The organism is Bacillus sp. PK3-037 (assembly GCF_054161355.1).
In genome coordinates this window covers 1234346-1261027 of sequence record NZ_CP096408.1, presented here as the reverse complement: position 1 = coordinate 1261027, position 26682 = coordinate 1234346, and the positions used below count along the sequence as shown (strand labels likewise).

General features: G+C 44.2%; 24 protein-coding genes and 1 other annotated feature. Of the genes, 8 read left to right on the top strand and 16 right to left on the bottom strand.

Going from position 1 to position 26682, the window contains the following annotated elements:
• Window positions 1-3: 3 nt before the first annotated feature.
• The gene (gene sppA, locus M1D69_RS06480) at window positions 4-1011 is read right to left on the bottom strand and encodes a signal peptide peptidase SppA (protein ID WP_458104224.1); all 1008 of its coding nucleotides are present in this window, start codon (window positions 1009-1011) and stop codon (window positions 4-6) included.
• Window positions 1012-1195: 184 nt separating this feature from the next.
• On the opposite strand from sppA, the gene M1D69_RS06475 reads away from it, so the two are divergent.
• Window positions 1196-1999 (top strand): NAD kinase, encoded by an 804-nt coding sequence (locus M1D69_RS06475; protein WP_024122495.1) that lies wholly within the window; start codon window positions 1196-1198, stop codon window positions 1997-1999.
• Between the two features lie 17 nt (window positions 2000-2016).
• Here M1D69_RS06475 and M1D69_RS06470 read toward each other — a convergent pair whose 3' ends face one another.
• The 5 genes from M1D69_RS06470 to M1D69_RS06450 all read right to left on the bottom strand — a co-directional run bounded on the left by M1D69_RS06470 (window position 2017) and on the right by M1D69_RS06450 (window position 8065).
• Complete coding sequence (locus M1D69_RS06470; RefSeq protein ID WP_458104225.1) at window positions 2017-3615, bottom strand: amidohydrolase; 1599 nt, start codon at window positions 3613-3615, stop codon at window positions 2017-2019.
• Between the two features lie 19 nt (window positions 3616-3634).
• Window positions 3635-5224: an acyl-CoA synthetase MbcS gene (gene mbcS / locus M1D69_RS06465; RefSeq protein ID WP_458104226.1), complete on the bottom strand. Its 1590-nt coding sequence runs from the start codon at window positions 5222-5224 to the stop codon at window positions 3635-3637.
• Window positions 5225-5402: 178 nt separating this feature from the next.
• Complete coding sequence (locus M1D69_RS06460; RefSeq protein ID WP_010335306.1) at window positions 5403-5618, bottom strand: alpha/beta-type small acid-soluble spore protein; 216 nt, start codon at window positions 5616-5618, stop codon at window positions 5403-5405.
• A 92-nt stretch (window positions 5619-5710) separates the two neighbouring features.
• Window positions 5711-6916, bottom strand: coding sequence for a tRNA uracil 4-sulfurtransferase ThiI (gene thiI / locus M1D69_RS06455; RefSeq protein WP_458104227.1), 1206 nt, complete (start codon window positions 6914-6916; stop codon window positions 5711-5713).
• Between the two features lie 3 nt (window positions 6917-6919).
• A complete protein-coding gene (locus M1D69_RS06450) occupies window positions 6920-8065 on the bottom strand; it encodes a cysteine desulfurase family protein (protein ID WP_458104228.1) in 1146 nt (381 codons plus the stop codon).
• Window positions 8066-8257: 192 nt separating this feature from the next.
• Here M1D69_RS06450 and brnQ point away from each other — a divergent pair, with 192 nt between their 5' ends.
• Window positions 8258-9598, top strand: a complete 1341-nt coding sequence (brnQ, locus tag M1D69_RS06445; protein ID WP_458104229.1) for a branched-chain amino acid transport system II carrier protein — start codon at window positions 8258-8260, stop codon at window positions 9596-9598.
• A gap of 90 nt (window positions 9599-9688) precedes the next feature.
• On the opposite strand, the gene ezrA is transcribed toward brnQ, so the two are convergent.
• Window positions 9689-11377, bottom strand: a complete 1689-nt coding sequence (ezrA, locus tag M1D69_RS06440; protein WP_044153843.1) for a septation ring formation regulator EzrA — start codon at window positions 11375-11377, stop codon at window positions 9689-9691.
• Window positions 11378-11573: 196 nt separating this feature from the next.
• Between ezrA and hisJ the strand changes: the two genes are divergently transcribed.
• Window positions 11574-12380, top strand: coding sequence for a histidinol-phosphatase HisJ (hisJ, locus tag M1D69_RS06435; RefSeq protein ID WP_458104230.1), 807 nt, complete (start codon window positions 11574-11576; stop codon window positions 12378-12380).
• On the opposite strand, the gene refZ is transcribed toward hisJ, so the two are convergent.
• On the bottom strand, window positions 12364-12999 hold the full coding sequence (gene refZ / locus M1D69_RS06430; protein WP_010335311.1) for a transcriptional regulator RefZ: 636 nt from the start codon (window positions 12997-12999) through the stop codon (window positions 12364-12366). The genes hisJ and refZ overlap by 17 nt on opposite strands.
• Window positions 13000-13128: 129 nt before the next feature.
• On the opposite strand from refZ, the gene M1D69_RS06425 reads away from it, so the two are divergent.
• Window positions 13129-13617 carry a GAF domain-containing protein gene (locus tag M1D69_RS06425; protein WP_458104231.1) on the top strand — a complete coding sequence of 163 codons (489 nt, stop codon included), beginning with the start codon at window positions 13129-13131 and terminating at the stop codon, window positions 13615-13617.
• 43 nt (window positions 13618-13660) lie between these two features.
• Here the strand turns inward: M1D69_RS06425 and M1D69_RS06420 are convergent, their stop codons facing one another.
• Window positions 13661-15403, bottom strand: a complete 1743-nt coding sequence (locus M1D69_RS06420; protein ID WP_458104232.1) for a diguanylate cyclase domain-containing protein — start codon at window positions 15401-15403, stop codon at window positions 13661-13663.
• Window positions 15404-15697: 294 nt separating this feature from the next.
• Here M1D69_RS06420 and rpsD point away from each other — a divergent pair, with 294 nt between their 5' ends.
• The gene (rpsD, locus tag M1D69_RS06415) at window positions 15698-16300 is read left to right on the top strand and encodes a 30S ribosomal protein S4 (RefSeq protein ID WP_003152406.1); all 603 of its coding nucleotides are present in this window, start codon (window positions 15698-15700) and stop codon (window positions 16298-16300) included.
• A gap of 21 nt (window positions 16301-16321) precedes the next feature.
• Here rpsD and sr7p read toward each other — a convergent pair whose 3' ends face one another.
• From sr7p to acsA, 3 genes are all read right to left on the bottom strand, one after another.
• A complete protein-coding gene (gene sr7p / locus M1D69_RS06410; protein ID WP_258182092.1) occupies window positions 16322-16450 on the bottom strand; it encodes a small protein SR7P in 129 nt (42 codons plus the stop codon).
• A gap of 130 nt (window positions 16451-16580) precedes the next feature.
• Window positions 16581-17849, bottom strand: a complete 1269-nt coding sequence (gene tyrS / locus M1D69_RS06405; RefSeq protein ID WP_069487060.1) for a tyrosine--tRNA ligase — start codon at window positions 17847-17849, stop codon at window positions 16581-16583.
• Between the two features lie 48 nt (window positions 17850-17897).
• Window positions 17898-18139 (bottom strand) — a binding site (T-box leader).
• Window positions 18140-18193: 54 nt separating this feature from the next.
• On the bottom strand, window positions 18194-19915 hold the full coding sequence (acsA, locus tag M1D69_RS06400; protein ID WP_458104233.1) for an acetate--CoA ligase: 1722 nt from the start codon (window positions 19913-19915) through the stop codon (window positions 18194-18196).
• Window positions 19916-20075: 160 nt separating this feature from the next.
• Between acsA and acuA the strand changes: the two genes are divergently transcribed.
• Genes acuA through M1D69_RS06385 form a run of 3 tightly spaced genes read left to right on the top strand, consistent with a single transcriptional unit; the run spans window position 20076 to window position 22542 of the window.
• Entirely contained in the window at window positions 20076-20708 is a 633-nt protein-coding gene (acuA, locus tag M1D69_RS06395; protein WP_069487059.1) for an acetoin utilization protein acetyltransferase AcuA, read from the top strand.
• A 26-nt stretch (window positions 20709-20734) separates the two neighbouring features.
• Window positions 20735-21379, top strand: a complete 645-nt coding sequence (locus tag M1D69_RS06390; protein WP_458104234.1) for an acetoin utilization AcuB family protein — start codon at window positions 20735-20737, stop codon at window positions 21377-21379.
• Entirely contained in the window at window positions 21376-22542 is a 1167-nt protein-coding gene (locus M1D69_RS06385; protein ID WP_458104235.1) for an acetoin utilization protein AcuC, read from the top strand. Before M1D69_RS06390 ends, M1D69_RS06385 begins: the two co-directional genes overlap by 4 nt.
• 11 nt (window positions 22543-22553) lie before the next feature.
• Here M1D69_RS06385 and motS read toward each other — a convergent pair whose 3' ends face one another.
• From motS to M1D69_RS06365, 4 genes are all read right to left on the bottom strand, one after another.
• Entirely contained in the window at window positions 22554-23276 is a 723-nt protein-coding gene (motS, locus tag M1D69_RS06380; RefSeq protein WP_458104236.1) for a flagellar motor protein MotS, read from the bottom strand.
• Window positions 23266-24084 (bottom strand): flagellar motor protein MotP, encoded by an 819-nt coding sequence (gene motP, locus M1D69_RS06375; RefSeq protein WP_458106187.1) that lies wholly within the window; start codon window positions 24082-24084, stop codon window positions 23266-23268. The genes motS and motP overlap by 11 nt, the downstream gene beginning before the upstream one ends.
• Before the next feature lie 69 nt (window positions 24085-24153).
• Complete coding sequence (ccpA, locus tag M1D69_RS06370) at window positions 24154-25158, bottom strand: catabolite control protein A (protein WP_024122513.1); 1005 nt, start codon at window positions 25156-25158, stop codon at window positions 24154-24156.
• Between the two features lie 281 nt (window positions 25159-25439).
• The gene (locus tag M1D69_RS06365) at window positions 25440-26516 is read right to left on the bottom strand and encodes a bifunctional 3-deoxy-7-phosphoheptulonate synthase/chorismate mutase (RefSeq protein WP_458104237.1); all 1077 of its coding nucleotides are present in this window, start codon (window positions 26514-26516) and stop codon (window positions 25440-25442) included.
• Window positions 26517-26682 lie beyond the last annotated feature (166 nt).

Sequence of the window (26682 nt, the reverse complement as noted above, 5' to 3'; positions counted from 1 at the left end):
CTCCTACTTCGCATAGAGATACATCATTCTCGGCGAACCGGATTGTGAAAGAACTTCTCTCATATTCAGAAAATCAATTTCACTTTTAAACATTTTGTTCGCTCCCATGGTAAACAGAGAGCCTAATCCGAAGCTTTCCTCGTAAGAGATGACAGAAGCGTTTTTCAAGTTTTTATGATCTTTTTTCATGGCCGCAATTGTATCATCATAAAATCCGAGTTCATCCACAAGATTCAGTTTTTTCGCCTGCCGCCCGTCATACACGCGTCCGTCCGCGATTTTCTTTACTTCCGCTTTCGATATGCCGCGGCCTTCTGAAATGACATCCACAAAGCCTTCATAGGAGTTATCAACCATAGATTGCATGATATTTTTTTCTTCTTTTGTCATCTCACGGGAAGGAGACATAATATCCTTGTGAGCCCCGCTTTTAATGGTCTCAAAAGAGATGCCGAGCTTATCAGCCAGCTTTGAGTAATTCACGCTCTCCATGATAACCCCTAGAGATCCTGTCAGGGTTTCCGGTGTCGCAAAAATTTTATCGGCAGCTGTTGAGATATAATAACCTCCGGAAGCTGCCATCGATCCCATTGACACATAGATTGGTTTTTTTGTTTCTTTTTTTACTTCTTCCAGTTTTTTATGTATTTCGGCACTTTCATACACTCCGCCCCCCGGAGAGTTTACCTTGAGTACGATCCCTTTAACCGCATCATCCTCTTTTGCCTGCTCAAGATTTTTTAAGAATGTTCGGTGGTTATACCCGCCTGAACCGAGCAGACTGCTTGAATCACCATTATCCTGAATGGTGCCGCTGACCTCCAAAACGGCGATTTTGCTGGAAAGGCTTCCGTTTTCAAGCGTCACTTCCTGGGATTCATCTGTCAGTGACGTAAGGTCTGTTTGAGCACCCTTGACACTTTCAAAGAAACTCATTGAGATACTGACGATGATGGACACGCCAAAAATTCCAAGGGCGATCACTAATGCGATCCATCTTTTTGCATTCATTTTTTCTCCTCCTTTTTCCCAAACTCTCTCATTATACGATTCAAATGAAAAAATGTTTCATTGATGAGAAAGCTCCGGCTTAACGGGCTGCCGGCAAACGTGGTACACTTATGACCAAAGGTATTTTATCACAAATACTGGATGGCAGAAAAACTTAAATATGACAGCAAAGGGGAAATGGGATATGACCGATCATCGCCGTAATGTTTATTTTTTTCACAAACAGGACCAGGAAACAAACAAACAAGTCAGCTCCTTAACACAATTGGCTGAAGAGAACGGTTTTACTGTTGTCAATCAGCCTTCTGACGCCAATATTATTGCCAGTGTAGGCGGAGACGGTACATTTTTGCAGGCGGTCAGAAAGACGAATTTCCGTGACGACTGCTTATACGTCGGCATCACCAAAAAGGGGAAAGCTCATTTATACTGTGATTTTAATAGTGATGAGCATGAAAAAATGGTGGATGCGATGACGTTTGAACAAATTGAGGTCAGAAAATATCCGCTGATTGAAGTGACAGTGGATCAGACCAGTCCTTTTCATTGTTTAAACGAAGTTTCCATTCGTTCGAGCATAATTAAAACCTTTGTGATGGATGTGCTGATTGACGATCTGCACTTCGAAACGTTCAGAGGAGACGGGATGATTATTTCCACGCCTACAGGCAGCACAGCTTATAATAAGTCTGTGGCCGGAGCTGTCGTTGATCCGCTGCTTCCCTGCATGCAGGTGACGGAGCTTGCTTCGCTTAACAATAATACCTACCGCACTCTAGGCTCTCCGTTTGTCCTCAGCTCTGAACGAAAGCTGACGCTTCGTGTGGTGCAAGCCGGAAATGAACACCCGATTATCGGTTTGGACAATGAAGCACTCAGCACAAGAAACGTGAAAACGATTGAAATCAAGCTGTCTGATAAAAAAATAAAAACAGTGAAACTAAAGGACAATTCATTTTGGGAAAAAGTAAAACGGACATTTTTATAGAAAAAGAAAAGGACAGGCTATTCGCCTGTCCTTTTCTCATATACAATCTGACCGTTGATAACGGTTTTTTCTATCTTTAAAAGATGAAGCTGTTTCGGGTCAGTTGTAAACGGATCGTCACTGAGAACTGTAAAATCCGCGTCATACCCTTCGGCTATTTTCCCCCGTGTCTGCTCTTTGTAAATGATCTCAGCACTTCCTGCTGTATAAAGCCTGATAGCTTCATATACTGTTAAACACTCGCTTTCGTTATAGCTCGGACCGTTCTGTTCGCGGCTGCTTGTCCGGAGCACCGCAGACTGAATGCCGAGAAGCGGCTCAACAGGCTCAATCGGAGCATCAGAACCCCCTGCACATAAAATGCCTTTAGAGATCAGTGTTTTCCAAGCAAATGCTGTTTTCATACGGTCTTCTCCAAGACGTTCAATCACCCACGGAAAATCACTGGCGACAAAATGAGGCTGAAGATCAAGAGCAATCGGCATGCGAGCTGCTTTTTCAATCAGCTCATCATTCAGCACCTGAGCATGGATCAGACGATCATGCCGTCCGCTTTTTGGCGGATGCTGCTCGACAGCCTGCAGCACTTTTTCAAAGGCAAGGTCGCCAATGGCATGGACGGCAACCTCCATTCCTTTCTCTCTCGCTTTTTGAACGAGGCGGCTGAGTGTTTCATCATCATGGACTTGAACACCGTTTGTGGAAGGATCGTCATGATACGGTTCTTTTAACAAAGCTGTTCTCCCGCCAAGCGCTCCATCAGAAAATAGTTTCATCGCACCGAATTCAACGTACGGGCCAGACGGCTTCTTCATTTGCTCCCACCGATCAACCGCTTCATGATGAACGAGCAAATGACAGCGAAACGGATACTTCCCGCTTGCCGCGGCCGTCTCATAAGCTTTCATCGGAACGGACACATCGCCGTAATAAGACAAATCTTCCGAATGGCCGCCTGTCAGGCCTTTTGTCCAGCAATCCTGAATGGCCGCTGTAAGCGCCTGATCAACATAGTGCTGAGATACAGGCGGAACGGCTTGCAGGACCAGATCCTGCGCCTTATCAAACAGAAGCCCCGTCGGCTCGCCGTCTGCATCTCTGCCAATCACTCCGCCATCGGGATCAGGAGTGGCTTTTGAAATTCCTGCGGCTTGCAGCGCCGCAGAATTGACCGCTATTGCATGCCTGCATACCCGCTTGAGCAGGACGGGCCTGTCCGGGAATAAAGGATCAAGGTCATGCTTCGTCAAATAAGCCGGCTTCTGGAATTGATTTTCATTCCAGCCCTCTCCAATGAGCCAATCGTCTTCAGACAGGCTCTCTTCTCTTGCCTTCGCAGCCTGCAGCACAGCTTCTTTAGATGTAAACGAAGACAGATCAAGCTGGAGCTGTTTTTCTCCGTGCCCGATCAGATGCAAATGGCTGTCCACAAAACCGGGAAACATGACTGCTCCGTTCAAGCTGATGTCTTTTGTTTCCGGTGAACTGTATTTCTTCTTCAGACTCTCATAGCTGCCGGTGCCTTTTATGACACCATCCTCAACATAAACAGCCTCCGTTTGACGGCCTTCTTCGAGCATCGTATAAATGAAACCGCCGTGCCATATCGCCTTCATTCACGTTCACTCTCTTTCTTTACGCCTTTTTATTGGCTTTGAGCTGTTCTTCACGTTTTCTTAATTCCACTCGTCTGATTTTTGCAGAAGCCGTTTTCGGCAGGCTTTCGACAAATTCAATTTCTCTTGGATATTTGTATGGAGCCGTAATGGTCTTCACATGATTTTGCAGAACTTTGACAAGCTCATCACTGCGTTTTTCGTGATCTTGCAGGACAACGTATGCTTTAACGATGGAGCCTCTTATTTCATCAGGGCTTGCGACGACAGCACATTCTTTGACTTCAGGGTGCTTCACGAGCGCGTCTTCCACTTCGAATGGCCCAATCGTGTAGCCGGAGCTGATAATGATATCGTCATTCCGGCTTTCAAACCAGAAGTAACCATCCTCATCTTTTCTTGCTCTGTCTCCTGTCAGGAAATAATCGCCGCGAATTTGTGTTTTCATTCTTTCCGGATCTTTAAAATATTCTTTAAAGAGCGCCGGGGTGCTGAGGTGAACAGCGATATCGCCAACCTCACCAGTTTTGCAGATTTCACCGTCTTCATTGATGATCTCCACCTGATTTCCCGGTGTCGGTTTTCCCATGCTTCCCGGTTTAATAGCTGTATCTTTCAAAACACCGACTAAGAGCGTGCTTTCTGTTTGGCCGTATCCGTCCCGTACCTTAATGCCGAAGTGCTTTTGGAAAACATCAATGACTTCACGGTTGAGCGGCTCGCCTGCGGAAACAGCGCTGTGAAGGGCAGAAAGATCAAAGCGGTCCAAGCCTTCGACCTTCGCCATTAAGCGGTATTCCGTCGGCGTACAGCAGAAAACATTGATTTTGTAACGATTTAAAAGCTCTAGATATTTTTCTGCTTTGAATCTGCCGTGGTACACAAAACCCGTTGCTCCGCTGCCAAGCACCGCTAAAAACGGACTCCATACCCACTTTTGCCAGCCAGGGGCAGCAGTTGCCCAGACGATATCCTTTTCAGAAATATCAAGCCAAGCGCCGGCAGAAGTTTTTAAATGAGCAAATGCCCATCCATGTGTATGTACAACACCTTTCGGCTGACCTGTTGTCCCGGAAGTATAAGATAAGAAAGCCATATCATCTCTTGTTGTGTCAGCTGTTTTAAATTGGCTTCCGTCCGCTTCAATTGATAAGAGATTTTTCCAGCCGGCATCATTCTCACCAATAGACAGTGTAATCAGTTTGTCAGCCGTACTTACATCCCGGAAAGCGCCGATAAATTCGGAATAGACGATGGCGCCTTTTACCTCTGCATGTTCAATCCGATATTCAAGATCCTTCGCACGAAGCATTTCAGAGCACGGAATGACGACCATTCCAGATTTCAGGATAGCCAAATAAACGGCATAGGCTTCAAGCACCCGCGGAACCATTACAATCAGCTTGTCTCCCTTTTTAAATCCAAGATCAGCTAAGACGGCTCCGATTTTATTTGTTTCTTCCATCAGCTTTTCATAAGTCCAAGATTCTTGCTTGCCCGACTCATCCTCCCACAAAAGGGCGGTTTTTTGTCCAGCGGCACTGAACTTTTCCATTTCATTCACTAAATTATATTGCATTGGGGCGATTAAATCTTCTCGTTTCAACACGAACAACTCCTCACTTTCTCCACCCATTATACATAAATACAGGCTCTTTCCGTAAGGATATGCCTAAAAACAACCTCCGTAAACATAGATTTTATAGGCCGCTGGTCCTTTTTTATATGTAAAAAATGAAAAGGAGTGGGGATTCCCCCACTCCAAAGCCATTATGTGAAATTGTAAATTAGAATTGTCCTCCGCCCATGTTTTGTTGAGCAAAAGATACAAGACGTTTTGTGATCTCTCCTCCAACAGAACCGTTAGCGCGAGAAGTTGTTTCTGCTCCAAGGTTTACACCGAATTCAGAAGCGATTTCTAATTTCATTTGGTCGATCGCTTGAGCAGCTCCTGGTACTAGAAGTTGGTTACTGCTGTTACCGTTTTGACTGTTTTGTGCCATGTGTCTCACCTCCTTGTGAGTATAGAATGTGTTAAAACACATGGCTTCATTCAAAAAAACTTTGGTAATTGTATACAGGAGCTGAAACTGATTTAAAAGAGTTCCGCGAATTTATCGTTTGCTTCTTGTTCGCTATACAGCGTCATGGTTTCAATGTGATCAACCGCTTCTTGAATATACGGCTCAAAATCAACAAAGCTTTCAAAGTGTTCGATTTTTTCTTTTTTAGGGCGGGTTTTCGGGCTTGGCGGCGTAAAGATCGTGCAGCAGTCTTCAAACGGCTGAATGCTTGTCTCATATGTGCCGATTTCCCGTGATTTTTCGATGATTTCTGTTTTATCCATGGCGATTAACGGACGCAGAATCGGTGTAGACGTAACCGCATTAATCGCGTACATGCTTTCAAGCGTCTGGCTCGCTACCTGTCCGAGGCTTTCCCCCGTAATAATGGCGAGCCCGTTTCTTTTTTCTCTGATTCTGTCGGCAATTTGAAGCATTAAGCGGCGGGTTGCCGTCATCGTATAGTTTTCAGGAATTTGTTTTTGAATCAGCTCTTGCGTCTTTGTAAACGGGACGATATGAAGCGTCATGCTTCCTCCGAAGCGAGACAGACACTTCGCTAAGTCCATCACTTTTTGTTTCGCACGTTCGCTTGTGTATGGCGGGCTGAAGAAATGGACAGCTTCTACCGAGAGTCCTCTTTTCATTGCGTAAAAACCGGCTACCGGGCTGTCAAAACCGCCCGAAAGCATCAGCATCGCTTTCCCCGCTGAACCGACCGGAAGACCGCCGGCGCCTTTTTCATTGCGAATTGTCAAAAAGGTTGCTTCCTCCCTGATTTCAATTCTGAGCGGAATGTCTGGATTGCGGACATCAACTGTCAGCCCTTCTGTATTTCGCAAAATATGACCGCCGATTTCAGCGTTCATTTCATTCGTATCTAATTCAAACTGTTTATACGCTCTCTTCGTTTCGACTTTAAACGTATCACCAGGCTGATATTGATCCTTGATCGCCTGCAGGGCTGTTGTCTTAATATCATCAAGGCGGCTCTCACACTTAATGGCCAGACTGAAGCTTTGAATGCCAAACACCTGTTTCAAGTGAGGAAAAAGAGCCTCAGGATCCACTCCATTTAATGTAATCGTCATACGATCCCGATTAGAAAAGTATTTTAATGTCGGATAGTCTTTCAGGACAAGCCTGACGTTTTGCTTTAAACGTTCAATAAAGCTTTTTCTGTTTTTTCCTTTGGTTGATATCTCCCCAAAACGAATTAATATATGATCGTAATTCATGTTCTACCTCATCATTTTTTTTAGTTTTTTGATGCCAGGCACAAGCGCGTTCATAAATGGCTCTGTCACATCGCTTGTCTGGCTGTAGTTTAAGCTGATTCTGATGCTGCTTCCGGCGATCTGCTCTCCCTTGCCCATCTGTAACAGGACTTTGCTCGGTTTATGTTCCTTTGCCGAGCAGGCTGATGTCGTTGAAACGAATATATCCTTTTCCTCCAGCATGTGCAAAAGCACCTCCGCTTTTATACCCGGCACAGAAAAATTAATGATATGCGGAGCGCTATTGAAGTGAGGCGTATTTAAGACAACACCGTCTGAATCACTCAGCCTTTTCATAAACAATTCCTTTGCGGCCGCCATTCTTTCAAGGTGATGATGATAATCATCAGCCGCAAGATTGATGGCTTTGGCCAGTGAAACCGCACCTGCTGTGTGCTCGGTTCCTGCACGTATGCCTTTTTGCTGAGAGCCGCCTGTTATCAGCGGGATAAGACGCGTTCCTTCCTTTACTAAAAGTGCACCTGTCCCCTTCAGTCCGTGGAATTTATGGCCGGATATGGAACAAAGATCAATGCCGGCATTCTCGATCGCCAAGGGAACTTTAAAGATGCCTTGCACATAATCGACGTGAAACAGAATGTTCGGATACTGCTTCAGCACTTCTCCGGCCTCTTCAATCGGCTGCACGGAGCCAACTTCATTGTTCACATGCATCATGCTGACAAGCACGGTATCCGGCCGAATCGCACCTTTCAGTTCCTTAATGGACACAAATCCATCTTCATTTACTGAAAGATAAGTTACTTCAAACCCGAATAGCTCTGTCAGCTGCTCCAAAGATTCAGTAACGGACGGATGTTCGATAGAAGTGGCAATGATATGTTTGCCTGTTTTTATCTTTGACAAAGCGGCTCCTTTTAAAGCCACATTATTAGCTTCTGTAGCACCTGACGTAAATACAATATCATAATTCTTTAGGCCTAAGGCTCTTTTTATTTGATTTTTGGCTGCCTGGAGCAGCTGTTCCGTTTCGGCTCCATATCGGTGCAAAGATGAAGGATTGCCAAAATATCGGCTGCTAGTCTGTTCATAAACGTTCAAGACTTCATTATACGGTTTGGTCGTTGAACTATTATCTAAATATATCATCTTTTTTTACTCCTTTATGAAAGCGGTACAAGGTATGATATTTATGTTACCATAACAAAATTTAATAGAAAATTACAAAAAGCTAGTATTGACTTCTAATTTTTTTACCATATAATAAGATTTGTTCGTTTCGTCATATTATCTGACAATTAATTGACTGAATATTTTAACATAATTATTAGGAGGATTTTCATGAAACACTCACTGCCTGTCAAAGATACCATTATTATTGGGTTCATGCTATTTGCGCTATTCTTTGGAGCAGGAAATATGATTTATCCGCCGGAACTTGGACAAGCAGCCGGACACAATGTCTGGAAAGCCATCGGCGGATTTTTACTGACCGGGGTAGGTCTGCCGCTTCTCGGAATTATCGCTATCGCATTAACCGGCAAGGATGCTAAAGGTCTTGCTGATAAAGCTCACCCTGCATTCGGTACAGTATTTACTGTTGTGCTTTATTTATCAATCGGACCATTATTCGCCATCCCGAGAACAGGAACCGTTTCTTATGAAATTGGTGCAGTTCCGTTTCTGACTGGCGTTCCTGAAAGACTGTCTTTATTAATTTTTACACTCATCTTTTTCGGCATTACTTACTATTTAGCGCTAAACCCAACAAAAGTCGTGGATCGAATCGGAAAAATTCTCACTCCAATTAAATTCACAATTATTTTAGTGATTGTTCTCAAAGCGATTATCACGCCAATGGGCGGTTTAGGTGCAGTAACGGAAGCATATAAAGGAACACCGGTATTTAAAGGATTTTTGGAAGGCTACAAAACAATGGACGCGCTTGCTTCAATCGTATTTGGTGTTGTCGTTGTAAATGCTGTGAAAAGCAGAGGCGTTACACAATCAAAAGCTCTTGCCGCAGCTTGTATTAAAGCCGGAATAATTGCTGCATTAGGGCTGACATTCATTTATGTTTCTCTGGCCTACCTAGGTGCAACAAGCACAAACGCAATCGGGCCTGTTGGTGAAGGAGCTAAAATTTTATCAGCATCGTCCCATTATTTATTCGGTTCATTAGGAAATATCGTACTTGGATCAGCTATCACAGTCGCGTGTTTAACCACAAGCGTTGGGCTTGTCACTTCTTGCGGCGCATATTTTTCAAAGCTTATCCCTGCGTTATCATATAAAGTTGTCGTAACCATCGTCACTTTATTCAGCCTGATGATTTCTAATTTCGGGCTTGCTCAAATTATCGCTTTTTCAGTTCCTATTTTATCAGCTATTTATCCGCTTGCCATTGTCATTATCGTTCTTTCATTTATTGATAAGCTCTTTAAAGAAAGACGTGAAGTTTACATTGCATGCTTAATCGGCACAGGATTATTCAGTATTTTAGACGGAATAAAAGCAGCCGGCTTTTCGCTCGGAGCTCTAAATACGTTTTTAAATGACAATCTGCCGCTATACAGCCTTGGCATCGGCTGGGTGATTCCTGGAATCATCGCCGCGGTTATCGGCTATATTCTTACCTTTTTCATCGGTACATCCAAACAGCAGCTTAAAGAAATAAGTTAATGTTATGGTCGCCTGCGTTACTGCGCAGGCGTTTTTTTTAATAAAAAAGAGCCCGCTCATAAACTGCGGGCTCTTTTTTACGATCTGAAATTAAGCGGATAAATCAGCTTTTATTTTTTTCACAGCACCTGGCGCAGCTTTCTCTACAGCTGCAGCCGCAATTTCATAGGATTCTTCATAATCATAAGCGTAAAACCGTCTTTCCGCTTCTTTCAGCTGTTCAGATAAAATATGGTTCTGGCTTCTGAATCGGTTTCCGAACTGAATGATTTTTTCAATCAGCATAACCTGCTCTACCAGTTCCTCTGATTCCCGGCTTGCCCTGTTCACGATATCTTCCGCTTGTTTAAGATGGGCTCCGGCCTCTTCCATATTTAAAGGAATTTCATTTAATTGATTGACCGTTTCTTGAATGTGATGATGCGCGTTTTCCAGCATCTCTTGAATATGACTCGGGATGCCCGGGATGTTGCTTGTCTTCAGCAGTCTTGCTGTTTCAGAAATTGTTTTTTTCAGATTGCCAAGTGTCTCTCTCGCCTGCAGTTCTTCTTTTCTAAGAGCCTGCAGTTTTTCACGGTAATCCGTATGGTCTTTTTTCACTTCTTCAATCTGCTTCTCAATTGATGCGACCTCTTCAACTAAAAGAGAGTAGGCGACATGCTCTGCATCCAGCTTATCTTTTACTGACGCAAGCAGCTTGCCGACTTCATCAATGCGCTTTTCAAAGGCCTGCTGTTTGCCCAGCTCACCAGCTGTCAGTCTGTAGCTTTCCTTCACCAGTTCAGTTTCCGCCTTTGTCTGCTCCTTCTCTTCTTTCAGCTTATCGTAAGCAATGATCAGCTCAGGCATTTTGCTTAACACAGATTGGCCTGCTTCAACTTCACCCTCGAGCTGCTGGTAAACAGATTGAATATTTTCGTCTATGAGCTGCAGTATGGCAGATGCTTCATCAATATCCAGCTCAGTCATCAAAACATGTTCTGCCCGTTTCAGCTGATTTGACAGGTTTTCCAGTTCCTTATCAATCTGGATATGCTCAAGCTTATACCCTTTCTCTTTCATTTCGCGATATCCGTCTTTGAGCTTTGCAATCTGGCCCGGCAGCGTCTGCTTGCAGTCGGCTAACAGTTTCGGCACATCATCTATGTACGACTGAAGCCGTTCTAGATTGCGGTCCTGCTCAAGGAGAACTTTTCTTGCAGTAATATAGTTCCCGCCCTCTGTCTCTTCTTCAAACTGTTTGATCCCGCTCCAAATCTCGTCAAGATCTGCTTCAAGGCTGTCATAAAGCTCTCCGTAAAGGTGGCTGTATGCCAGCAGGTTTTTTCGGGACTTTGAGTAGCGTTCTCTTACCTGTTCAATCTCTTCGCGGCTCTTTTCTTCACTTGTGACGAGATTGCTGATTTCCCGGAGTATCTTTTCAATGTTCGATTCCGCCGCTGTCAGGAGATCATCGATATGAACGAGCACTTGATTGGCTTTTTTAAACCGGTATTTGTCCGCGCATTCTTCGGCATCATAAAGGAGCTCTTCAACTTTCGGCATATGGGCAGTGACAATCTCATCCCATTCTTCACGCCATTTCTCAAAGAACTCTTCTGTCTGCCCCGTCATTTTCAGATGTTTAATTTTGGACATTTCTTCCACTATCGATCGATTGAGAATTTCAATCTTCCAAGATTCCAAACGATCAATTTCCGTGTAGATTTTTTTCCTGAAAAAATAGCCCGCCGCAAACAGTGCGAGCAGTACAATTAATAATCCAATGACAAACTCCATAATGAGCCCCCTTGCTGTTAATCTTAATCTGTCAGGGTGTTTTATTTATTCAGAAAGATTTCAGGATATGTATTGAGAAAAACTGTCGTTTTCATTGTTATTATGATACCATGTAACCAACATTTTTTGAGCAGAAATCAAAAACTTTTTGTACAAAATCGGCAGGATTTGACTATTTTTTCACGGGGTGACAGCAATGCTAAAGCGAGACGGACATATTCACACACCATTTTGCCCTCACGGAACAACAGACACACTCAGACAATATGCGGAGGAAGCGATAAAAAAAGGCTTTCAATCGATTACGTTTACAGAACACGCTCCTTTGCCCCCCTCTTTTACCGATCCGACACCGCAAAAAGACAGCGCGATGGCGCAAGCCTCTTTGGAACGCTACATTAATGAAATTTCCGGATTAAAAAAAGAATATCGCGGACAGCTTGACATACGGACCGGGCTTGAGGTCGATTATATTGCTGAATACGAAGACCAAATCAAATCGTTTCTGAATACATACGGCCCATTTTTAGATGACAGCATCTTATCCGTTCATTTTTTGCGCACGGGCTCGTCCTATCTGTGCCTCGACTATGATGAGCATACATTTAAAAAGCTGATCTCAGAGTGCGGAAGCATCGAAGCTGTATATGAACTGTATTACCGCAGCATTTATTCTTCTATTGTAGCATCTCTCGGCGCCTATAAGCCAAAAAGAGTCGGTCACATCACACTCGTTAAAAAATTCATCAGGCTGTTTCCTTATAAAATGTCCGATCATATTCGCAGACTTGCTTCTGAGTGCCTGAACGCTGTCAAGGAAAACGGAATGGAGCTCGACTTTAATACATCAGGTCTGAGAAAAACATACGCGGGGAATATTTATCTGGAGGAATGGATGATTGAGGCGGCGAAGCAAAAAAACATCCCGCTTGTATTCGGGTCTGATGCCCATCAAGCGGGTGATGTCGGATACGCGTATGAGAAATTTACTGAACTGCGCTAATTTGTGACCGCATGTCTCCTGTCCGGAATACGCTTCTGATCCAAATCTTGATTTCTTCAAAATACATTTTATAAAAGTACGGCTCGTGCGGCTGCATATAGAGCACTTCTGAAATATATTGAGGCTGGAGATAGGGCATCATCAAGAGAGATTTTAATTGAAGAATAAAATGAGGCAGCGGCAGCGTTAAATGTTCTCGCTGTTTTTCTCCCTCCTCAATAATCAGCTGGAAAATATACTTTTCCTTCATCAGGTACGTCGACATAATTTCCCTTATTAAAGTCGAATCAATCGTGACTTCCCGGTAGACAAACCTAGTTAATTGACGATTGTTATGCTGATAGGATAAAATATCGAAAACCAATTGGAGAAGCTGTTCCTGCGTGCTTTGAAAAGAGATGTTGCCTGCCGCTGTTTCAAGTGTTTTATTGTAGCCTTCGTAAAACTCTGAAACTAAGTGTTCCATCAAACCTCCTTTGCCTTTAAAATAGTAGGAGATGTGCGCAACATTTACATCAGCTGACTTTGCAATTTCACGGACAGATGTGCCAGAAAATCCTTTTTGGTTAAAGAGCATGACAGCAGATTCAATAATTTTGTCTTTGGTGCTTACTTTCATACCGGCTCACTCCTTCCTCTTGTTACAAATTCAAGGCGGAGACCGGCTGTTCCTGTAAGAACTTATCGACAAATGCCGGCAGAAAAGCCGGGATTTTGTTTTATATTATAGAAAAAGTGAGGGTTTTCCATGTTTCATGTCGAACAACAATCTGGAGATAAAGAAAAAGACTATCAGCTTCTGCTCAAACAGCTCGAAGCCATAACAGAAGACGAAACAGACCACATTGCAAACTACGCAAATGCGTCAGCACTGCTTTATCATTCATTGCCTGAGGTCAACTGGGCCGGTTTCTATTTTGCTAAAGAAGGGGAAGGACAGCTTGTGTTAGGACCGTTTCAAGGTCTGCCGGCATGTGTCCGTATTCCTTTCGGCAAAGGCGTTTGCGGAACAGCATATGCAAACGGAAAAGTGGAGCGAGTTGCGGATGTAAACGCATTTCCGGGACATATCGCCTGTGATGCAGCATCTCAATCAGAAATTGTACTTCCGATTCATGTAGGCGGAAACCTAGTCGGTGTTTTGGACATTGACAGCCCTGTCAAAAACCGATTTGATGAGATCGATGAAAAGTATCTTACACAATTTGTAGAAATCCTTGAAAAAGCTTTAGTGTAGAGCATACAACAAAAGCCCAAAACATGTGCGTTTTGGGCTTTTTTCATTTTATCCACTCGTGAATCATCAAACGGTTTTTCCCGTTGCGTTTCGCGGTGTAAAGCGCTTCGTCGGCCTCGTGAACAAGCTCCTTCAAGGATTTTTTCGATTCTGAGTCCCAGCAGGAGATTCCGCATGAAATCGTCACCTCAGGCTTCGTGCTTTTTCTCACCGCACAAACAAGCCTTTCGGTAATCCGTTTCCCGACAGCAACCGTCACATTCGGAAGATAAACCGCCAGCTCCTCGCCCCCCCAGCGGGCGCCGACATCATGCTTTCGGATATTGCTTTTGATAACGGAAGCGACTTGTATTAAAATCTCGTCCCCTGTCTGATGTCCGTACGTATCATTTACATTTTTAAAATTATCAATATCAACAAGAATAAAAACGCCTTTTTGATGAATTTTCATGCTGTATTGGATTTTTTCATCTAAATAGACTCTTGAATACAGCTCTGTCAGCTGATCCGTTTTCACCAGATGCTCAAGGCGGTCGCGAAGCATCGAATTGGTCACAGCCAGCGTTGCGTGATGAATCAGCGCTTGGAACAGCTTGTACATTTCAAATGTAAAAGCGTACATTTCCTTTTTCAGCAAAACGGCGAATCCCAGGAGCTGGTCATTCTCCATCATCGGAACAGCCATAAGTGAACCGTATCCGGCTTTTCCAAACACAGACTGTCCATTTCCGATAAAAACGCCATTCTCTCCTTCGTACAGTTTTTCTTTTATTTCATTATATATATCAGACGCCTTCGTTTCTTTAAAAAATGCTGTGCTCCCGGGAAGCAGTGTCTGATGTTCAAAATGGTCAATATGGAAAAAGCCCACTTCTTCAGCATGAAATGATTCAGCCATTCTCACAGCAAGATCGTTCATCGTATCCGTCAGCGTCAGCCGCTGATTGAGACGGCGCGATGTTTCATTAATTAATTCCAAGTTTGCAATACTTGTTTTGGATTGTTCATAGAGCTGGGCATTTTCAAACGCCTTTCCCGCCGCATTTGCTATCAGTGACATTTCATCAAGGTACACGTCGGTAAGAGGACTGTCTCCCGCCCCACCTGCCATCAGAACGCCGTACGTTCCCTGCTGCCCTTTAATTGGAATGTAAGCGACCGTTTCATTTTTCCGCAAAATGTCCCCGGATAGATAGACTTTAAGCGCAAAGGAATCGGCATCTTCCCCTTCCATATACAGTTCCTTTGCAGGAACACCTATACATTGGTCCTGATCATGAGAAATAAACAGAGAAAATTGAAACAGGGGAAACATGGTGTGTAAGCTTTCAAGAAGCTTCTTCAACACTTCCGTCTGATCGAGCAGCGAATGGAACAGTTCTGTCATCTTGTATATCTTTTTTTGATAGATTGTTTTGATATAAAGTCTTTCCTGTTTCATTGACTGATTCAAAAAAGAAGAAATCAAATCCGGAAGCTCTTCCGGAAACACTTCGTCCTGCCTGCATGTTAAATGAAAGCTCCTGCCGGAGACATGATCCTCGATAACATAAAATGAGGCATTTATTTTCGATGCAGAAAAATGCACTTCATCCTCTGACATTTGTGCCATGCGATCAGATGGAGACGGTATAAGGGATACGCAAAGTGATGGAAAATATGTTTGAATAGCCGATGTCAGCCATAAAAGAGAGTCGGTGAATGAGACCTTTACAGATTTGGTTAATAAAAATTCGAGTATATGATAACGAAAGGCGGGTAATTGATCTTTTGTTTGTTCTATCATGTTTTATCACCTAAAAAGTTTACCACTAATTTTTGTTTATTATATCATAAACAGCAAAGCGATAATGGATGAATGGTTGACTTCAAAACAAATAAATTATATAATGACCTTTGTGTGAAATATTGCAGCCTTTTTGTTCAGCTTCTATGTTTTCATTTTGTTCCTTATCAATAAGGTGTATCGTGTAACTCTCTGCTGCTGGAGCGAGGATACATGAAAACAAAATGTACATGGTCGAATAGAACAGACGGTTTTTATTTTCCACAAAAATAAAACCAAAGGAGGAGTCACATTATGGCTCGCTATACAGGTCCATCTTGGAAACTGTCCCGCCGTCTAGGAATCTCTCTTAGCGGAACAGGAAAAGAATTAGAAAAACGCCCTTACGCTCCAGGTCCACACGGCCCAGGACAACGTAAAAAATTATCAGAATACGGTTTGCAATTGCAAGAAAAGCAAAAGCTTCGTCACATGTACGGTGTAAACGAACGTCAATTCCGCACACTGTTTGACAAAGCTGCAAAAATGACTGGTAAACACGGCGAAAACTTCATGATTCTTTTAGATGCACGTCTTGATAACGTTGTGTACAAGCTCGGTCTTGCACGCACTCGCCGTCAAGCACGCCAATTAGTTAACCACGGTCACATCCTTGTTGACGGAAGCCGCGTTGACATTCCGTCTTACCAAGTAAAACCTGGTCAAACAATCGGTGTTCGCGAAAAATCAAGAAACCTTTCTATCATCAAAGAATCTGTTGAAGTAAACAACTTCGTTCCTGAATACCTTACTTTCGACGCTGAAAAGCTTGAAGGTACATTCACTCGTCTTCCAGAGCGTTCTGAACTTGCTCCGGAAATTAACGAAGCGCTTATCGTTGAGTTCTACTCTCGTTAATCGTTTAAAAACCCCCTGCCGCTATGCGGTCGGGGGTTTTTTTTCGTCTGATTCTTCTACCGTTTCCTGCTGGACAACACTTTCTCTGGCCTGCTGCTCCCAATAATCCCGCTGTAATCTTTCTTTGGCGATCGTACACATGAGATTCACGGTGAGCTCTCCCTCCTATGAAAAGGTGGTGAATGGTCGTGTTTGCCCTATCTAATATACTCTTTCCCTCAAATTCCTATGCGCTAAACCAAAAACATCCTTTGCCAATTAAGCAAAGGATGTTTTTTTCTTATTTATATGTGACAAGGAAGTATTTTTTCTTCCCGCGGCGCAGAACAGTAAATTGATCTTCAATGCGGTCTTCAGCAGATAAGATATAGTCAATTTCTGTCTGGCGTTCACCGTTAATGTAAACGGCTCCGTTTTTAATATCTTCACGGGCTTGGCGTTTAGACGGTGACAGTTTCGATTCAACCAGCACATCTACGAGTGACAGTTCTTCAGCGCTGTCTTTTTCTAGAGAAGGCACATCTTTAAAACCGATTTTTACGTCTTGGGCAGAAAGCTCTTTAATATTGCCGCTGAACAATGCTTGGGAAATATTAATCGCTTGCTCCAGTGCCTCGCGTCCGTGAACGAGCGCTGTCACTTCTTCTGCCAGGCGTTTTTGCGCTTCACGCTTTTCAGGTGCTGTTTCAGTTTTTTCAGCATATTCTTCGATTTCTTCCTTTGAAAGGAACGTGAAGTATTTTAAATATTTCACTACATCACGGTCATCTGTATTGATCCAGAATTGATAGAACTCATATGGAGACGTTTTTTCTTTATCAAGCCAAATTGCGCCGCCTTCGGTTTTTCCGAATTTTGTGCCGTCCGCTTTCGTTACAAGCGGAATCGTAAGACCGAATGCTTTTGCTCCTTCTTCTTCAGATTTTCTGATCAGCTCAAGGCCAGCTGTAATGTTGCCCCATTGATCGCTTCCGCCGATTTGCAGCTTACAGTTTTTCTCTCTGTACAGGTTTAAGAAATCATAAGATTGAAGAATCATGTAGCTGAATTCCGTGTAAGAAATGCCGGATTCGATTCTGGAGCTGACTGTATCTTTTGCCAGCATGTAATTGATGCCGAAGTTTTTGCCGACGTCACGAAGGAAGTCGATCACATTCAGGTTTCCGATCCAGTCGTAGTTGTTTGCCATAACAGCCGGGTTTTCCGCTGACTCAAAATCAAGAAATCTTGAAAGCTGATTTTTGATTTTTTGCGACCATTCGACAACGATATCAGCCGTGTTTAACGTACGCTCAGCTTTTTTTCCGCTTGGATCGCCGATTAAACCCGTCGCGCCGCCCACAAGCGCAATCGGATGGTGCCCCGCAAGCTGAAAACGGCGGAGTGTTAGAATTGGCAGCAGGTGCCCGATATGCAAGCTGTCTGCTGTCGGATCAAAGCCTGAGTACAGGCGGATTTTTTCTTCGTTCAGCTGTTTATTCAGTCCTTCTTCATCCGTCATTTGCTGAATCAATCCGCGGAAGGATAAGTCTTCAAGTAAGTTTGTCATGAGATAAAGCTCCTTTTTTAATAAAATAAAAACGCCCCTTCGTGTAAACGAAGGGACGATTGATTATCGCGGTACCACCCTACTAATAAGAGCATACATACAGCTTTTCGCTCTTATCACTTTGCCTGATAACGGATCAGGTCCGTTCTTTCACTACTGAAAGCCTGAGCGGCTTTGTTTGCAAAAGCGGTTCATGAGTGTATTCGATATATCCGTCTGTGCTGATTTTCACCGGCCATCAGCTCTCTGGAACGTAAGGATATTCTACTTGTCTCAATCTTTACCTTTTCATATGAAGCTATCTCATTTTTAACATAAATAAAATCCCGTGTCAACGGCGCCTTTTAATCCTCCATCGTTGATAGGTCTCCGGCCGGAAGATTCAGCTCCCACGCCTTCAGCACACGTCTCATAATTTTACCGCTCCGTGTTTTTGGCAGCTTATCCTTAAATTCAATTTCACGCGGAGCCGCATGGGCTGCAAGGCCTTGTTTGACAAATTGGCGGATTTCTTCTTTCAGTTTATCAGACGGCTCAAACCCTTCTCTGAGAGCGATAAAGGCTTTGATGATTTCGCCGCGCACGGGATCAGGTTTTCCAATGACCCCCGCCTCCGCAATTGCCGGATGTTCGACAAGCTTGCTTTCCACTTCAAATGGTCCGACACGCTCACCGGAGGTCATGATGACATCGTCCACTCTGCCTTGGAACCAAAAATACCCTTCATCATCCATGTAGGCAGAATCACCCGACACATACCATCCGCCAGGCATAAAATAAGATTCGTATTTTTCAGGGTTGTTCCAAATCGTGTGCATCATAGAAGGCCAGCCCTTTTTAATGGCGAGGTTCCCCATTCGATACGGCGGAAGCTCGTTCCCCTGATTGTCAACTATTGCTGCTTCTACACCGGGAATCGGTTTTCCCATCGAGCCTGGTTTAATATCCATGCAAGGATAGTTACAGATCAGCTGGCCGCCCGTCTCTGTCATCCACCATGTATCATGAATCCGTTTATTAAAAACTTTATGCCCCCATCTGATCACTTCCGGGTTTAAAGGTTCACCGACACTCAGCACATGGCGGAGTGAAGTCAGATCATATTTGGCAGCCATCTCATCTCCGGCCCCCATCAGCATTCGAAAGGCAGTCGGCGCGCTGTACCAGACGTTTACGCCAAGCTGCTCAATCGTTCCATACCAGCTTTCCGGGCTGAATCGTCCGCCGACTATCACATTTGTCGCTCCGTTCAGCCACGGCGCAAAAATCCCGTACACCGTTCCAGTCACCCAGCCTGGGTCGGCTGTGCACCAATAAATGTCCTCTTCCTTTAAATCAAGGACCCATTTTCCTGTCTGATACTGCTGAACCATCGCCTCATGGACATGAAGCACACCCTTCGGCGTACCCGTAGATCCTGATGTATAGTGAAGCAAATAGCCGTCTTTTTTGTCCATCCATTCAATGTCCAGTCTTGTACTCTCATGCTTAGCCGCTTCATCATAATGAATGATGTTTGTCCCGCTCTTTTCAGCCTGGCCGCCGACTATGAATATATGCTGTAAATCAGGCAGCTTGTCAACCGGAATCCTTTCCAAAAGCTCAGGCGTCGTGACAATAACCTTTGCCTCGCTGTTTTGCAGCCGGTCCTTAACAGCCCCTTCCATAAACGCTTCAAATAACGGCCCGGCGATTGCGCCAATTTTGATAGCGCCTAGCATAATAAAATAAAGCTCGGGTGATCTCGGCATAAAAATAAAAACGCGGTCCCCTTTTTCCACATTTCCATACCGTCTCAGCACATTCCCGGCTCTGTTTGTTTCTTCTTTCATTTCTTTAAATGTGTATTTTTCATCCCGTTTTGCGTCCTTATAATAAAGTGCTATTTTGTTTTTCCGAAAAGATTCGGCGTGGCGGTCTATCGTTTCATAAGCCGCGTTCAATTTCCCTGTCTTATGCCAAGAGAAATGTTTCTCCGCTTCGGACCAATCAAATTGCCGATACGTTTCATCGTAGTTTTCTAGGTTATGATCCCCCTCTATCGCTGGCAACGCTTTCAAATTCATGTCCAAACATCCCCCTTTGCTGAAGTTGTCACATTTATTATAGTATATATTCATATTCTTCTCAATTTTTAAAATATAAACCATGTTGAAAACGCTTTATAATTTGTTATTCTTAAAGGAGGCATGTATTTTTTATAGAAATTGATGGGACGGTGAATCAGTGGAACATCATAAAACATATCACTCTGCAAACATCAAAACAGCAACCGGCTCCTTACTGATAGAAGGGCCTGTCTCTCCAGAAGACTTGGCAGGTTATGAGTTTCATAAGGATTTGACCGCATTTCGGCCGCCCCGGGAACAGCATGAAGCATTAGTCGATATTGCCGGCCTTCCTGAGGGACGCATTATCATTGCCAGAGACGGCCAGGCCATTGTCGGCTATGTGACGTATCTATACCCTGACCCGCTCGAAAGATGGTCAGAAGGAAATATGGAGGATTTGCTTGAGCTCGGAGCCATTGAGGTGGCACCGGAATACCGGGGATGTTCTGTCGGAAAAACACTTCTGACCGTCAGCATGATGGACGAGCAAATGGAGAACTACATTGTGATGACGACAGAATATTACTGGCATTGGGATTTAAAAGGGATGAAAAAGGATGTGTGGGAGTACAGAAAGATCATGGAGAAAATGATGAACGCAGGCGGATTGGTCTGGTTTGCCACCGATGAGCCCGAGATCAGCTCCCATCCTGCGAACTGCCTGATGGCGCGCATCGGAAAAAACGTCAGCCAGGAATCAATTGAACGATTTGACAGGCTCCGTTTTTATCATCGTTATATGTATTAACTGACACTGACAAAGGGGAAAAGATAATGATTGTTGAGCAAATCATGAAAAAGGATGTCATCACATTAACGAAAACGGATACGCTTGAAACGGCCATACACAAGCTGGAGGAATTTCATATCAGGCATTTGCCTATTATTAATGAAGACCGTCATGTGATTGGGATGATTACAGACAGAGATATGAAACAGGCCAGCCCCAGCATTTTTGAAGAAAGCAAACGCAGCCGTTTTCTCACACGAAGCGTGGAATCAATTATGAAAAAAGACGTCGTGTGCGCCCATCCGCTTGATTTTGTTGAAGAAATATCAGCCGTTTTCTACGAGCACGGCATCGGCTGCCTTCCAGTCGTGCAGCATCAAGAGGTAATCGGCATTCTGACAAAAACCGATTTGTTGCGGACTTTTGTGAAGCTGACAGGCGCTGACCAGCCCGGATCGCAGGTTGAAATAAAAGTACATGACATCACAAAAAGCCTCGCCGATATCAGTAGCCTCTGCCAAAGACTTCAGGTCAAAATACTGAGCGTTCTTGTCTATCCCCATGACGATTCCGGCGCAAAGGTGCTTGTATTCCGTATCAAGACGATGAATCCGCTGCCGTTTTTGCAGGAATTGCAAAAAAACGGGCATCTCATCGTCTGGCCGTCAGAGCACAGGGATCAGCTATGAGGGACAGTGTGTTTATTTATTCTCCCTCTTATCAGACTTATATGTTTCATCAGGAGCACCCCTTTAATCAGCAGCGTGTTCTGCTGACATATGATTTGCTCAAATCGATGGATGCCTTTGACGAGGGGGATATCGTCAGTCCCCGGCTTGCGGCAGAAGATGAGCTGGCTCTTGTGCATACGGACGATTATATTCAGGCAGTACAGCTTGCCGGCGCCGGAAAACTTCCACCCGAAGAAGGGGAAAGCTACGGGCTCGGCACTGAAGATACACCCGTCTTTGCAGGCATGCATGAAGCGGCCTCACTATTAGTCGGCGGAACCTTAACAGCTGCGGATTATGTCATGTCTGGACAAGCACTGCATGCTGCCAACCTCGGGGGAGGCCTGCACCACGGGTTTCGCGGAAGGGCTTCGGGATTTTGCATATACAACGACAGCGCTGTAGCGATTCAATATATTCAGAAAAAATATCAAGCCAAGGTGCTGTATATTGATACGGACGCCCATCACGGAGACGGTGTGCAATTTGCGTTTTATGATAATCCCAACGTATGCACCCTGTCCATTCATGAAACGGGGCGGTATTTATTCCCCGGAACCGGTCAGATTCAGGAAAAAGGCAGCGGAAAAGGCTACGGATATTCCTTTAATATCCCGCTTGATGCGTTTACAGAGGATGATTCATTTATTGAGGCTTACCAGACAGCAGCTTCAGAAATCGCCGCTTATTTTCAGCCGGATGTGATTATCAGCCAAAATGGAGCTGATGCCCATTACTACGATCCGCTGACGCATTTGTCGGCAACGATTGCCATTTACGAACAGATTCCGCGGCTTGCTCACGCTTTAGCGCATCAATATTGCGGCGGAAGATGGATCGCCGTCGGAGGAGGCGGATATGATATTTGGCGTGTGGTGCCCCGTGCCTGGGCCCGAGTATGGCTTGAAATGAAAGGGATCGATCCGGGACATGACATTCCATCTGAATGGATCGCAAAATGGCAAAAGCAATGCCCAGTCACCCTTCCGTCCAGCTGGAGCGATCCCGCCGATTTATATCCGGCGATTCCACGCAAGCCAGAAATTACAGAAAAAAATGCCCAAACCGTCAGCAAAGCGTTATATGCGATACGTTCAGAGCGTCAGGAAAAAACAAAATAAAAAAACGACCTTCACGAAGAGGTCGTTTTTGATTTTTTGATGACGATTTCTACACGTCTGTTTTCCTTCATGTGTTCATTTGTTTTGTTATCCTTTACAGGCTTTGTATCCGCATAGCCAACAGCGATAAATCGCTTCGACGGGAGTTTCTCTTTTGATGTGAAATATTGAATGACTCCGCTTGCCCGTGCTGCGGATAGCTCCCAGTTGGACGGATACCTGTACGTTGAAATGTTTCGGCTGTCTGTATGGCCCTCCACCTGTATATCATTTGGAATAGTCTGAAGAAGGACTGCAATTTGGTGAAGAAGCGTTTCGGCATTTTTCAGCACCTTTGCCTCACCTGTATCAAACAGCACAGCCTCCTGCAGAACGAGCACGACACCGCGTTCATCTCGTTTGGCTGTGGCCTTCAAATGATTGTCTTTTATATATGTATTTACTTTCTTGAGAAGCTGATCCTGCTGATCCTCTTGCTTCTCTGCATCGGCTGGCGATGTATCCTTTTTTTCTATGGACGTTTGGTCCGGCTGAAGTCCGCTGCCTTCCTTTTGGATTGAGTCCACCGCTGCTTTAAATTTCTGCAGATCGATCTGCGACATCGAAAAAAGTAAAATAAAGAACACAAGGATCAGCGTAACCAGATCTGTAAAGGTGACCATCCAGCCCGAGGATGATTGATTGTTTTTCCCGTTTCCATTCCTTCGTTCAAAGCGGTCTCTTCTAAGCTTCATGTACAGATCCCTTTTTTGTCTTTACTTGATTATGCTGCTTCCGCCATTCTTCCCGAGAACTGAAAACAACGAGCTGGCTTTCCAGATTGCGCGGATTTTTTCCGGATTGTATCCCGATGATACCTTCCACCATCACCTGTTTGATGAAGATTTCACTTTCTGTTTTTTCTTCGAGCTTAGCCGCAATCGGATTAAATACCATGTTTGCCAGCAATGATCCATATAAGGTCGTCAAAAGTGCAACAGCCATATTCGGACCGAGCATATCGGGGTCATTTAAGTTTTTGAGCATCAGCACCAGCCCGACCAGTGTTCCAATCATGCCCCATGCCGGAGCAAATTCCCCCGCCTTCTCCAAAACACGCCGCCCTTTGCGGTGCCGTTCCTCCATTGCTGCAATTTCTGAATCCATGACAAGCCGAATCGTTTCTTCATCCCAGCCGTCAACCGTCAGAAGCAGCCCCTTTTTCAAGAATGGATCTCTGATTTCTCTGGCCTGATCATCCAGTGATAAAAGCCCATGTTTTCGCGCATGATCGGAAAGGGAAACGAAGGTTTTCACAAGATCTTTTACATTGTCTTCCTGGCGGATAAATGCCTGCTTTAACACAGTGGGCGTTTTTTTCAGCTCTCTTGGCGGAAAACTGATAAAAACAGCGGCGCAAAGCCCTCCTGTTACGATAAAGAAAGAAGTCAGATCTAGAAAAGAGCGGAAACCGCTTATTCCCGATCCGGAAATAATTCCAATCACAATAATAATCGTTCCTAACACAAAACCAACAGGTGTAAGATAATCAAAACGTTTCATCATTTCTCCTCACTCATACGAAAAAAGCAAGAATCCACCTTAGAGGTGAAGCTTGCTTTCTTGTTTTTCTTATGACTTGGTTGACTGTCTTAACTCTATGCGATGCGGCAATTCGACAATATGCTCTTCCACCGGCTCTTTATTCATGAGCTTTGTCAGCAGTCTCATGGCAACCGCGCCAATATCATACGTCGGCTGAACTACTGTTGAAAGCTGCGGCCGAACCATCAAGCTTAATCTCGTATTATCAAAGCCGATAATGTCGAGATCCTCAGGAATGGACAGGCCTTGATCCTGTGCGGCATGAATAATGCCGAGCGCCATTTCATCAGTTGCGGAAAGAATCGCTGTCGGTTTTTTGTCCAGGCTCATGAGATGCTGAAGCGCCTCAAGTCCGGAATCATACGTGTAATCACCTTCAGCGACAAATTGTTCATTAAACGGAAGATTCGCCTCTTCAAGCGCCCGTTTGTAGCCTTGCAGTTTCTTTGAGCGGTTGATCGGTTCTGTCATCGGGCCGGAAACAAACGCGATATCAGTGTGCCCCTTATCAACCAAAAGCTTCACCGCGTCATAAATCGCCTGCTCGTAATCAATTGCGACTGATGGTGTTTCACCCTGCTCTTCAACAGAAGCGGCAAGCACGATCGGCACTGGCGAACGCTTAAATTCCGCTACATGCTCGTCCGTAATGTTTCCGCCCATAAATACGATGCCGTCGACCTGTTTGCCGAGCATTGTGTTTAATAAGTGCAGCTCTTTCTCCAAGTTTTGGTCAGAGTTGCTCAAAATGATGTTATATTTATACATTGTCGCGATATCTTCAATTCCGCGCGCAAGCTCTGAATAGAAAATGCTTGAGATATCAGGAATGATGACACCTACAGTTGTTGTTTTTTTGCTTGCAAGCCCTCTTGCCACCGCGTTTGGACGGTAGCCGAGACGGTCAATGGCTTCCAAGACTTTCTTTCTCGTTGTCGGTTTTACATTCGGGTTTCCATTCACGACACGGGAAACGGTTGCCATGCTTACATTAGCTTCTCTCGCTACGTCGTAGATCGTAATATTGCTCATCCTAAAACCACTCCTTTTACTGGATACACTTATCCTTATCTATAGCATAAACACTTTATGTAGAGAAATGTCATAATGTCCGAATTTATGTCGTTTATGATTTGTAAGCGTAAGTCAGTAGTCTACATTATTTTTCATTATTCATCAAATTTAAATACTTCTCATGAAATTATACACGTTTTTATAGATGATGAAAACGTATACTTGAGTTTTATAATTAAATAAACGAGAAAGCGCAAAAAAAGGCCGCATATGCGGCCTTTTGTATTGATCTCATTCCATTAGGCTTTGACTTTCACCATTGGTTTCAGTTCATTCAGCCATTTTTCGAATTCAGGGATCGCCATTTGCTGAGCAGAGTCAGAAAGTGCGACTGATGGATCAGGATGAACCTCTGCCATTACGCCGTCAGCACCGATCGCTAAAGCGGCTTTAGCTGTCGGAAGAAGGAGGTCGCGGCGGCCCGTTGAATGCGTCACATCAACAAAGACCGGCAAATGCGTTTCCTGTTTCAGAATTGGCACAGCTGAAATATCGAGCGTGTTTCTCGTTGCTGTTTCGTATGTTCTGATACCGCGCTCACAAAGGATAATTTGATCATTTCCTTGTGCCATAATGTATTCAGCTGCATTGATGAATTCCGAGATCGTTGCAGCAAGTCCGCGTTTCAGAAGGACAGGCTTTTTCACGGAACCTGCAGCTTTCAGCAATTCAAAGTTCTGCATATTACGCGCACCGATCTGAATCACATCAATGTAGTCAAGCGCTTCTTCAATATGAGCCGGCGTTACGATTTCGCTGATAACAGCCAGGTCAAATTCGTCCGCTACACGTTTTAAGATTTGGAGTCCTTCTACACCGAGGCCTTGGAAATCGTATGGGCTCGTACGAGGCTTAAAGGCTCCTCCGCGAAGAATTTTAATCCCTTGTTTTTTAGCAGCCGCAGCCACTTCCGCCACCTGCTCATAGCTCTCAACCGCACACGGTCCGACGATAAATCTTTGCTGGCCGTCTCCGACTTTTTCACCTTTGATATCAACGATTGTATCTTCAGGTTTTTTCTTACGGGAAACAAGAAGCGCTTTGCTGTGATCTTCCTCCTGAAGTTCTAAACCTGCTTTAAAGATTTCTTTAAAAATGTGCTGGATAGTAGAATTTTCGAATGGTCCGTCATTGTTTTCAATGATTTTATTTAACATTGTGCGTTCTCTGACGGGATCAAAGCGATTGACACCTTGGGCTTCTTTCGCTTTACCGATCTCTTTCACAACATTTCCGCGCTGGTTGATTAATTTTAAAATTTGCAAGTTTAATTCGTCTGCCTGCTGCCTTAGAAGCTCTAATTCTGTGTTGCTCATTTTTTTCATCCTTTCCCTGCACATTCATTTTTTATTTTGTAGTTAACATGCATCTTACTATAAGTAAAACCAAATGGAAATACTGAAATACAAAATTTTTAAAAAAGCCTACTTTATTACCCAAACGCTTTTAAGTGATAAAGTAATGTATGATGCTATCGTACAT